Source organism: Rhodanobacter sp. C05 (assembly GCF_002001165.1).
Lineage (GTDB): Bacteria > Pseudomonadota > Gammaproteobacteria > Xanthomonadales > Rhodanobacteraceae > Rhodanobacter.
In genome coordinates this window covers 62,563-72,925 of record NZ_MUNQ01000013.1, presented here as the reverse complement: position 1 = coordinate 72,925, position 10,363 = coordinate 62,563, and the positions used below count along the sequence as shown (strand labels likewise).

Below are 10,363 nucleotides of genomic sequence, written 5' to 3'. Positions count from 1 at the left end.
TTTGAAATCTACTTAGCGTTAGATCAGTTCAGGGAGTTCGCGGAATGCCATTATTCGGTATCGTCTTCGCCTTGGCCACGGGGAGCAGTGCCGTGGCTCAGGTACCAACGCCAAAATTGGTTCAAGTCTTAGCGTCATATACCGCACCAGCAACGTTTGAGACTTGCAAGCGAATCAACCCATCTCACACTAGCACCTACGATGCATCTCTAAAGGCTTGGCAGCGCCGCACTCGTCAAGCGATTGATCAAATAACCTCAGTGTTGGCAAAACAACACGAGGCAAATGGGGTGTCCACGTTAGAGCAAGCCAAGATTGACGCTGCCGTCGACGTTGCTGATTTTAATAGGATGGCTCCTAGCGAGCAGATCATTGGCTGCCGCAGCATGTTGGAATATCTCACCAGCAACTGATCTAACCATTCGTTCAAGGCGGACGGCTTCGCCGCCGCTTAACTCCAGCGTTAGATGTTCCGTGGCATGAGGCTAGAGAACTATGGCAGCACCCCCCAAACTCAAACGGGCAATCTCCTTTATCTTGCAAGCGTTGTTGTTGGCTTTTGCAGCGGTCTGCATGCTTGTCTATGGGCAACACAACTTCGCAATTCGGTCCGTTGGGCTGCTTGCACTATTCGGAGGCCTTGTCCTAGTCCGCAATTCGCGTCAGTCAAGTTCGGCTGTTCGTATCCAAAACAAGCCCGCGTTCTCCGTCAAGCCTAGGCAGTGGTTAGTCGGGCTTGCTCTTGTTGTAGCGTTGGCTGCCGCACTAGCGTGGCTTTTCTACGACGCCGCGACGGGGTATCGGAGTGGCGTCGCTCCCCTTTTTACGTTCATTGCCGCTGGTCTATCTTGTAGCTTGTGGTGGGGCGGCTTGTTTGTGCGGTGGTTCATGTGGTGGTTCTAGCAACTTCACAGGCACCATCTAACTACTCGTTCAAGGCGGACGGCTACGCCGCCGCTTAACTCCAGCGCTGGGCACCAAACATGCAGATGTCGGACATCCCCTTCGGCACGACTGACTGGTCGACGGTCGAACGGACTGAACACAAAGGCGTCAGCGGCATCGCCTTCTGGCGAATACAGCAGTTTGGAAGCATCCGCGTTCGGATGGTCGAGTACACGCCTGGCTACTTCGCGGATCACTGGTGCGTCAAGGGGCACGTACTTCTGTGTGTCGAGGGAGAACTTCACACCGAACTGGAAGACGGTCGCAAGTTCACCCTGACCGCGGGCATGAGCTATCAAGTCGCCGACAATGCGGAACCACATCGATCGTTCACCGAAGTCGGGGCCAAGCTGTTCATTGTCGATTGAAGCCCAAGCAACGGACTCACCACACCCATGACCCTCATTCGTCCCTTCCAGCAAACCGACTGGTCCGCCGTCTGGTCGATCCTGCACGCGACCTTCCAGTCCGGCGACACACTCGCCAACTCGCCGCAAAGTACCGAGGCCGAAACACACCAGGCCTGGGTCGAGCTTCCGGCCGCGACTTTCGTGGCCTGTGCGCCGGACGGGCAGGTGGTGGGCAGCTATATCCTCAAACCCAACCAGCCGGGTCTCGGCGGACACGTCTGCAACTGTGGCTACGTGGTCGCCGCTGAGGCACAGGGTCAGGGCATTGCATCGGTGATGTGCGTGCACTCGCAAGTGGAAGCGCTGTCGATGGGCTTTCTCGCGATGCAGTTCAACCTGGTCGTATCGACCAACGAGCGCGCCGTGCGCCTGTGGAAGAAGCTTGGCTTCAGCGTGGTCGGCACGCTGCCGCGCGCTTTCCGGCACCAGCGCCTTGGCCTGGTCGATGCCCTGGTGATGTTCAAGGAACTGGCGAACTGACTGCAATTTCCCCGCGTCAGGAAACCTGCTTCTTGAGCTTCTTGCTAGCAGGCAGCTGTGGCCCCACGCCGTGCATCAGCAATGCGAGCGCATGCCGCGCGATCTCCTTGGCACCCAGCTCGCGGCGCAGCGGGTCATCGCGCCACATCTTCACCGCGGTGAGCGGCAGCATGGTCAGCCCGAGCAGGGACATGAACACCAGCGCAGGTTCCAGATCCGCGTTCAAGCGTCCTTCGGCCTGCCAGCGCACGATGCACTGAAACGCGGATTTCTGGTGGGCGTCGCCGAAGCGCTCGCGGATCCGATCCTTGAGCAGGCTGCCTTCGCTGAGCACGCCGCGCATCCATATCGAGGCAAACCACGGGTATTCCTCCGCGATGCTCATGAAGCGTTGCACCAGCAGGGTGATCGCCGCCACCGGGTCGTCCGCGTTGGCCTCGAACACCTCCTCGATGGATTTCCGGACCGGCAGGAAGCGTTCATCGATCAGCACATCGAGCAACTGCTCGCGCGTCTTGAAGTAGTAGTGCAGCATCGCCGGCGTTACCCCGGCTGCCTTGGCAATCGCGGCGAGCGAGGTATCGGCGATGCCTTGCTGCGCAAACAGGGTCAAGGCGGTGTCGATCAGCCGGTTGCGCTGATCGACGGCGCTGGCGCCGCCGCTCGGTCGGCCGGGACGGCGTGGCGCGGCGCTTCGTTTCTTCGCTGCTTTCGGCTCGCGTGCCGCCGGCTTGTCGGGATTTCGCGCTGCCATCTTGAGCTGGCCTGTTGACTGATCGGGATACTCCCACGTATATTAATTATCTAGTTAATTAATATCAAGACCAGGCACATCCATGAGCGCCGATATTTCCGCACCCGTCGAGGCCGTAGACACGGCTTCGCCGCACGCACCCGCACGCGAGCACCCGCCGATCCGGCTGCTGTTCTCGGCCTTGCTGCTGGTGATGCTGCTTGCTGCGCTCGATCAGACGATCGTGTCCACCGCCTTGCCGACGATCGTCGGCGAGCTGGGTGGTCTGGAAAGTCTGTCGTGGGTCGTCACGTCCTACCTGCTGGCGTCGACGATCGTGGTGCCGCTGTACGGCAAGCTGGGTGACCTGTTCGGCCGCAAGATCGTCCTGCAGGTAGCCATCGTGCTGTTCCTGCTCGGCTCGGCCCTGTGCGGGCTGGCGCAGAACATGGCCGAGCTCATCTTCATGCGCGCCCTGCAGGGCCTGGGCGGCGGTGGCTTGCTGGTGGTGACCATGGCGGCGATCGGCGATGTGATACCGCCGGCCGAGCGTGGCCGTTACCAGGGCCTGTTCGGTGGCGTGTTCGGGCTGGCCACGGTAATCGGGCCGCTGATCGGCGGCTTTCTGGTCGAGCATTTCTCGTGGCGCTGGATCTTCTACATCAACCTGCCGCTCGGCGTCATCGCGTTGCTGGTGATCGGGGCGGTCTTCAAGCCGCACGTCGCCCACGTGAAGCACAAGATCGACTACCCGGGTGCCGCCTACCTCGCGCTGGCACTGACCTGCATCGTGCTGTTCACGACCCAGGGCGGCACCATCCTGCCGTGGTCGTCGGCGCAACTGTGGTGCACGCTCGCGTTCGGCCTGATCTCGATCGTGGGCTTCATCTATGAGGAAAGCATCGCGGCCGAGCCGATCATTCCGCTCGAACTGTTCCGCGAACGCACCTTTCTGCTGAGCTGCCTGATCGGGCTGGTGATCGGCATGTCGTTGTTCGGTTCGATGACCTTCCTGCCGCTCTATCTGCAGGTGGTCAAGGGCTCCACGCCTTCGCAAGCCGGCATGCAGCTGTTGCCACTGATGGGCGGCGTCATGGTGAGCTCGATCATCAGCGGCCGGATCATCAGCAGGATCGGCAAATATCGTTTCTTCCCGATCGCGGGGACCGGCGTTGCGTTTGTCGCGATGGCGCTGCTCAGCACCCTGCAGAACTCGACGCCGGTCGAGGTGATGTACGTATATATAAGCATGCTGGGCCTCGGGTTGGGCATGGTGATGCAGGTGCTCATCCTTGCCGTGCAGAACAGCGTGCATTTCAGGCACATGGGCGTGGCGACCTCCGGCGCGACGCTGTTCCGCTCGATCGGCGGCTCGATCGGCGTGGCGGCGTTCGGCGCGATCTTCACCAACGGGCTGCATGCGCGGCTGGACCAGCTCATTCCCGCCGGAACCGAATTGCCCCGCACACTCGGACCGACCACGGTTCATCAGCTGCCGCCAGTGTTGCGCGCGGACTACCTGCAGGCCTTCGGTGGCGCGCTGCACATGGTCTACCTGGTGGCCGCCGGCATCATCGTGCTGGCCTTCGCGCTGACGTGGTTCCTCGAGGATGTGCCGCTGAAGAAGCGTTGACGGGTCATGGGGCTGCAGAGGGGTTCACGGCCATCAAGCCAATCCTTGCGATAGTCCCATGCCGGGACTATGATTCGTCCCATGCGCATCATTGCCCTGTCGACACTAAAGGCATTCTGGACGAACACACCGGCCTATCGGGATACTGAAGAGCCGACACTGGCGTGGTACCGGCAAGCCGTTGCCGCCGATTGGTCACAGCCTGCGGACGTCAAGGCCGCATTTGGCACGGCCAGCATCCTCCAGGACGGTCGCGTCGTGTTCAACCTTGCCGGCAACAAATACCGGCTGGTCGTATGGATCAACTACGACTACCGCGTTGTCTATGTGCGCTTCATCGGTACGCACAAGCAGTACGACAAGATTGACGCTCAAAACATCTGAGGTGCCCCATGAACATCAAACCCATCAAGACCAAAGCAGACTACAAGGCAGCCCTTGCTGTGGTTGACGGATTGATGAGCGCCAAACTCGGCACTCCCGAGGGCGACAAGCTCGACGTACTCGTGACTCTCATCGAAGCCTACGAATCGCGGCATTTCCCGATGAGCCCGCCCGATCCGATCGAAGCCATCAAGTTCTGCATGGAACAATCCGGCTTGACCGTGAAAGACCTTGAACCTGCCATCGGCCGCTCGAACCGGGTTTACGAGGTACTCAGCGGCAAACGGTCATTGACACTGCCCATGATCTGGAAGCTGCACGACATGTTCGGCATCCCGGCCGAGAGTCTTATCCGGCCAGCAACCCACACTCACGTAGCGTAACCACGATCCGCGAGATCCCTTGGAGAATCTGTCCACATCGTTCGCCAGTGGCAGGGCCTCCCCCTGACACAGCTTTCTGATCTGTTCCGCATCGTCCAGATCACAATATCTCCGGTATCGAGGCAAGGCATGTAACCGTCAGTGTTGGGCGTGCAAGCATGCTGGCGACTGCTCTTAATTGCATCCTGCTGTATTCAGTTTCCCAAGATGGCCGCTCGGGTCCGCAGCCTGACCGTTCGCGCGGCCAGCGACGCAGCTTCCTGCGACCACCGCGTCACGCCGTACACGAGCAGGCTTATGCATCGCTTTAACCTCGCTGCGTGCAGGCTGGAAAGTAGACCCGATGTCCGGCATCTTGGGCGACCAAGTGACCGCTGCATCGTCTGCCCCTTGCGCCGTGTTTTTTGACGGCGCCCGCCAGCTCCATGGAGAGAGCAATCGTTATGCCGATACCCCGTTCGGATGCCCTGGTCTTTTTCGGCGCCACTGGCGACCTCGCCTACAAGCAGATCTACCCCGCCCTGCAGGCGATGATGCTGCGCGATGGGCTGGATCTGCCGATCATCGGCGTGGCGCATTCCGGCTGGAACGTCGAAAAGCTGCGCCAGCGCGCCCACGACAGCCTGACGCAGGCGGCGAAGCAGCATGGCGGCGACGTCGATGAGGCCGCGTTCGCGAAGTTCTCGGCACGCCTGCAATACGTCGATGGCGACTACAACGATCCGGCCACGTTCACCCACTTGAAACAGGTGCTCGGTAGCGCCAAGGCGCCGCTGCATTACCTGGCGATTCCGCCGAGTCTGTTCGGCGTGGTGGTGAAGAACCTGCAGCAGGCCGGCTGTGCCGACAACGCGCGGGTGGTGGTGGAAAAGCCCTTTGGTCGCGACCTGGCCTCGGCGCAGGCCCTCAACCGCACCCTGCATGAGGTGTTCCCGGAATCGGCGATCTTCCGCATCGACCATTACCTGGGCAAGGAGCCGGTGCAGAACCTGCTGTATTTCCGCTTCGCCAACAGTGTGCTCGAGCCGGTGTGGAACAACCGCTATGTCGACAGCGTGCAGATCACCATGGCCGAGCAGTTCGGCGTGGATGGCCGTGGCAGCTTCTACGAAGGCGTCGGCGCGATCCGCGACGTGCTGCAGAACCACCTGCTGCAGGTGACCTCGCTGCTGGCGATGGATGCGCCGATCGGCAACGATCCCGTCTCGCTGAATGCGGAAAAGCTGCGACTGTTCCGCGCGATGCGCCCGCTCGATCCGAAGGAAGTGGTGCGCGGCCAGTTCAACGGCTATCGCCAGGTCGACGGCGTGGCGCCGGATTCCAACGTGGAGACGTTCGTCGCTCTGCGCCTGCACATCGACACCTGGCGCTGGGCCGGCGTGCCGTTCTACATCCGTACCGGCAAGAACCTGCCGATCACCACTACCGAGGTGATCGTCGACATGAAGACGCCGCCGCTGTCGGTGTTCGACGAGATCACGCCACCGCAATCGAACTACTTCCGCTTCCGGCTCAGTCCCGAGGTGATCATTGCCGAAGGCATGCGGGTGAAGAAGCCGGGCGAGGCGATGCAGGGCGAACCGGTGGAGCTGGTCGCGCATCACCATGCCGCGGTGGAGAAGCCACCCTACGAGCGGCTGCTCGCCGACGCGATGCGCGGCGACAACGCGTTGTTCACCAGCGATGAATGCGTCGAGGCCGCGTGGGCCGTGGTCGACCAGGTACTGCAGCACGAGGGCCGCGTGAGCTTCTACGAGCCGGGCAGCTGGGGGCCGGCCGAGGCGGCGAAGATCGTCAGCGGTACCGAGGGCTGGCACGATCCCGTTGCCGAAGCGAGCGAACCATGCTGAGCGACAACGCCAGTAGTGTCGCCTCCGTCGTCTTCCTGCTCGACGTCGACAACACTCTGCTCGACAACGACCGCTTTGCCGCCGACCTCGGTGACACGCTGGAGCAGGCGTTCGGCACCACCGAGCGCGACCGTTACTGGGCGATCTATGCGCAGCTGCGCGACGAGCTGGGATATGCCGATTACCTCGGCGCGCTGCAGCGCTTCCGCACCGGTCTCGACAACGATCCGTCGCTGCTGCAGATGTCGGCCTACCTGCTGGAGTATCCGTTTGCCGAGCGGCTGTATCCGCACGCGCTGGACACCGTGGCGCACCTGCGCACGCTCGGCCCGACGGCGATCCTGTCCGATGGCGACGTGGTGTTCCAGCCGCGCAAGATCCAGCACGCGGGCCTGTGGAAAGCACTGCGCGGCGAGGTGCTGATCTACCTGCACAAGCAGCAGATGTTGGTGGCGATGCAACAGCGTTACCCGGCCGCGCATTACGTGATGGTCGACGACAAGCCGCAGATCCTCGCCGAGATGAAGCAACGCCTCGGCCACAAGCTGACCACGGTGTTCGTGCGCCAAGGCCATTACGCGGCCGCTGCACCGGCCGACCTGCAGCCCACGCCGGACCTCACGATCGCGTGCATCGGTGATCTGCGCGGGCGTAAGCTGGAAGACTTCCTGCCAGACACGCCCGTCATCAGCCTTAGGGCAGACTGAAACAATCCGTATTGAACTGAAGTCATGGAGCAAGCATGAAAGCGACCCAGCAATTGCACGAACTCGGCCAGAGCCTGTGGCTGGACAACATCACCCGCACCCTGCTCGATGACGGCACGCTGGCGCGCTACATCGCGGATATCTCGGTTACCGGGCTGACTTCGAATCCGAGCATCTTCGACGCCGCGATCGGCGACGGCGACGCCTACGACGCCGGCGTGCACGCCAAGACGCTGGCCGGCTTGTCGGGTGAGGAGCTGTTCACCGAGCTGGCGCTGGAAGACCTGCGTCGCGCCGCCGATTTGTTCCGACCGATCTTCGATGACACCGACCACGTCGATGGCTGGGTCTCGATGGAAGTCTCGCCGCTGCTCGCCGCCGACACCGCCGGCTCGATCGCTGCGGCCAAGCAGATCCACAGCCAGGCGCAGCGCGACAACCTGTTCGTGAAGATCCCCGGCACGCCGGAAGGCCTGCCGGCGATCGAGGAGGCGATCTTCCTCGGCATCCCGATCAACGTGACCCTGCTGTTTTCCTGCGCGCAGTATGTGGCCGTCGCCGAGGCTTATATGCGCGGCATCGAGCGGCGCATCGCCGCCGGACTCGGTTCGCGCGTGGGCTCGGTCGCCTCGCTGTTCATCAGCCGATGGGATGTCGCCAGCAATCCGCAGCTGCCGGCCGAACTGCACAACAAGCTCGGCATCGCGGTGGGCCAGCAGACCTATCGCGCCTACCGTGAAATGCTCGCCTCGCCGCGCTGGCAGAAGCTCGAAGCTGCCGGCGCGCAGCCGCAGCGTCTGCTGTGGGCCAGCACCGGGGTCAAGGATCCGTCCGCGACGGACACGATGTACATCAGCGCGTTCGCCGCGCCCGACACCATCGACACGATGCCGGAGAAAACTCTGTTGGCATTCGCCGACCACGGCCAACTGCACGGTGTGATGGCGACCGACGGTGGCGACGCCGATGCGGTGCTGGCGCAGATCAGCAAGGCTGGCGTGGATATCGATGCGCTGGCGCTGAAGCTGCAGCAGGATGGCGCCGCGGCGTTCGTCAAATCCTGGCACCAGCTGCTGCAGCGGATCGCCGACAAGGCCAGCGCACTGGCCGACAAATCGAAAGGACCCGCCCTGCGATGAGCCACGCCCCTCTCACCACACTCCCGCAATGGCAGGCGCTCAAGCAGCACTTCGCCACGATCGGCACCAAGCATCTGCGCGAGCTGTTCGCTGCGGACGCTCAACGCGGCAAGCAACTGACTGTCGAGGACGTCGGGCTGTATCTGGATTATTCCAAGCAGCGCGTCGACGCCGACACGCTGCGCTTGCTGCGCGAATTGGCCGAGGCTTGCGAGCTGCCGCAGCGGATCGAGGCGATGTTCCGCGGCGACAAGATCAACAGCACCGAAGGTCGTGCGGTACTGCACGTGGCGCTGCGCGCACCGACCACGGAAAAGATCCTGGTCGATGGCCATGACGTGGAACCAGACGTGCATGAAGTGCTCGACCGCATGGCCGCGTTTTCCGAACGGGTGCGCAGTGGCGCGTGGGTGGGCCATACCGGCAAGCGCATCCGCAACGTGATCAGCATCGGCATCGGTGGCTCCGATCTGGGCCCGGTGATGGCGTATGAAGCTTTGCGTGATTACAGCCGGCGCGACATGACGTTCCGTTTCGTCTCGAACGTGGACGGCACCGACTTTGCCGAGGCCGTGCGCGACCTCGACGCGGCCGAGACGATGTTCATCATCTGTTCGAAGACGTTCACCACGCTGGAAACGTTGACCAACGCGCACGCTGCGCGTGCGTGGAGCGTGGCGGCGTTGGGTGACGAGAGTGCCGTCGCCAAACATTTCGTTGCCGTCTCCACCAACGCCGAAGGCGTGGCGAAGTTTGGCATCGACACCGCGAACATGTTCGGCTTCTGGGACTGGGTCGGCGGGCGCTACTCGATGGATTCGTCGATCGGCCTGTCGACCATGCTGGCGATCGGTGCAGACGGTTTCCGCGAGATGCTGGCCGGCTTCCATGCGATGGACGAGCATTTCCGTCATACGTCGCTGGAACGCAACCTGCCCGCGCTGATGGGCCTGCTGGCGATCTGGAACAACAACTTCCTCGATGCCGCCACGGTCGCGGTGTTGCCGTACGAGCAATATCTGAAGCGTTTCCCCGCCTACCTGCAGCAGCTGACGATGGAGAGCAACGGCAAGCACGTGACGCTCGACGGCAAGATGGTGGACTACAACACCGGCCCGATCTACTGGGGCGAACCGGGCACCAATGGCCAGCACTCGTTCTACCAATTGATCCATCAGGGCACGCGGATCGTGCCGTGCGATTTCATCGGCTTCGGTCAGACCTTGAACCCACTGCCTGCGCAAGGTGGCGGCGATCAACACGATTTGCTGATGGCGAACCTGATCGCGCAGGGCGAAGCGCTGGCGTTCGGCAAGACGGCGGAAGAAGTGCGCGCCGAAGGTACGCCGGAAGCGCTGGTGCCGCATCGCACCTTCGAGGGCAACCGGCCCAGCAACACCATTCTCGCCGCGAAACTGACGCCGCATGTGCTGGGCACCCTGATCGCACTGTACGAGCACAGCGTCTTCGTGCAGGGCACGATCTGGGACATCGACTCGTTCGACCAGTGGGGCGTGGAACTGGGCAAGCAGCTGGCGAAGACCACCATCGTCGAACTGACCGCGAAGGACGAACCGAAACTCTCGCACGACAGTTCGACCAACGCCTTGATCCATCGCTATCGCCAATTGCGCGATGGCAAAATCCCGGAAAGCTCATGACTCGGACCAAGTGATGGCTTCGCTGAAAATTTCCAAAT

The 10,363-nt window shown here is 62.1% G+C and carries 11 protein-coding genes; 10 read left to right on the top strand and 1 reads right to left on the bottom strand.

The window, feature by feature from the left end:
* Window positions 1-44 precede the first annotated feature (44 nt).
* From B0E51_RS19275 to B0E51_RS13090, 3 genes are all read left to right on the top strand, one after another.
* Window positions 45-413 (top strand): hypothetical protein, encoded by a 369-nt coding sequence (locus B0E51_RS19275; RefSeq protein ID WP_143525914.1) that lies wholly within the window; start codon window positions 45-47, stop codon window positions 411-413.
* A 570-nt stretch (window positions 414-983) separates the two neighbouring features.
* A complete protein-coding gene (locus B0E51_RS13095) occupies window positions 984-1,313 on the top strand; it encodes a DHCW motif cupin fold protein (protein ID WP_077445341.1) in 330 nt (109 codons plus the stop codon).
* Between the two features lie 27 nt (window positions 1,314-1,340).
* Window positions 1,341-1,835: a GNAT family protein gene (locus tag B0E51_RS13090; protein WP_077445340.1), complete on the top strand. Its 495-nt coding sequence runs from the start codon at window positions 1,341-1,343 to the stop codon at window positions 1,833-1,835.
* 16 nt (window positions 1,836-1,851) lie between these two features.
* Here B0E51_RS13090 and B0E51_RS13085 read toward each other — a convergent pair whose 3' ends face one another.
* On the bottom strand, window positions 1,852-2,589 hold the full coding sequence (locus B0E51_RS13085) for a TetR/AcrR family transcriptional regulator (RefSeq protein ID WP_077445339.1): 738 nt from the start codon (window positions 2,587-2,589) through the stop codon (window positions 1,852-1,854).
* A gap of 82 nt (window positions 2,590-2,671) precedes the next feature.
* On the opposite strand from B0E51_RS13085, the gene B0E51_RS13080 reads away from it, so the two are divergent.
* From B0E51_RS13080 to pgi, 7 genes are all read left to right on the top strand, one after another.
* Window positions 2,672-4,201, top strand: coding sequence for an MDR family MFS transporter (locus tag B0E51_RS13080; RefSeq protein WP_077445338.1), 1,530 nt, complete (start codon window positions 2,672-2,674; stop codon window positions 4,199-4,201).
* Window positions 4,202-4,282: 81 nt separating this feature from the next.
* Window positions 4,283-4,585, top strand: coding sequence for a type II toxin-antitoxin system HigB family toxin (locus B0E51_RS13075; RefSeq protein WP_077445373.1), 303 nt, complete (start codon window positions 4,283-4,285; stop codon window positions 4,583-4,585).
* A gap of 8 nt (window positions 4,586-4,593) precedes the next feature.
* Window positions 4,594-4,968: a transcriptional regulator gene (locus B0E51_RS13070; protein WP_077445337.1), complete on the top strand. Its 375-nt coding sequence runs from the start codon at window positions 4,594-4,596 to the stop codon at window positions 4,966-4,968.
* A gap of 443 nt (window positions 4,969-5,411) precedes the next feature.
* A complete protein-coding gene (gene zwf / locus B0E51_RS13065) occupies window positions 5,412-6,818 on the top strand; it encodes a glucose-6-phosphate dehydrogenase (protein ID WP_077445336.1) in 1,407 nt (468 codons plus the stop codon).
* Window positions 6,812-7,525 carry an HAD family hydrolase gene (locus tag B0E51_RS13060; RefSeq protein ID WP_077445335.1) on the top strand — a complete coding sequence of 238 codons (714 nt, stop codon included), beginning with the start codon at window positions 6,812-6,814 and terminating at the stop codon, window positions 7,523-7,525. The genes zwf and B0E51_RS13060 overlap by 7 nt, the downstream gene beginning before the upstream one ends.
* A 35-nt stretch (window positions 7,526-7,560) precedes the next feature.
* On the top strand, window positions 7,561-8,664 hold the full coding sequence (tal, locus tag B0E51_RS13055) for a transaldolase (protein ID WP_077445334.1): 1,104 nt from the start codon (window positions 7,561-7,563) through the stop codon (window positions 8,662-8,664).
* Window positions 8,661-10,325 (top strand): glucose-6-phosphate isomerase, encoded by a 1,665-nt coding sequence (gene pgi / locus B0E51_RS13050; RefSeq protein WP_077445333.1) that lies wholly within the window; start codon window positions 8,661-8,663, stop codon window positions 10,323-10,325. The genes tal and pgi overlap by 4 nt, the downstream gene beginning before the upstream one ends.
* Window positions 10,326-10,363: the final 38 nt, after the last annotated feature.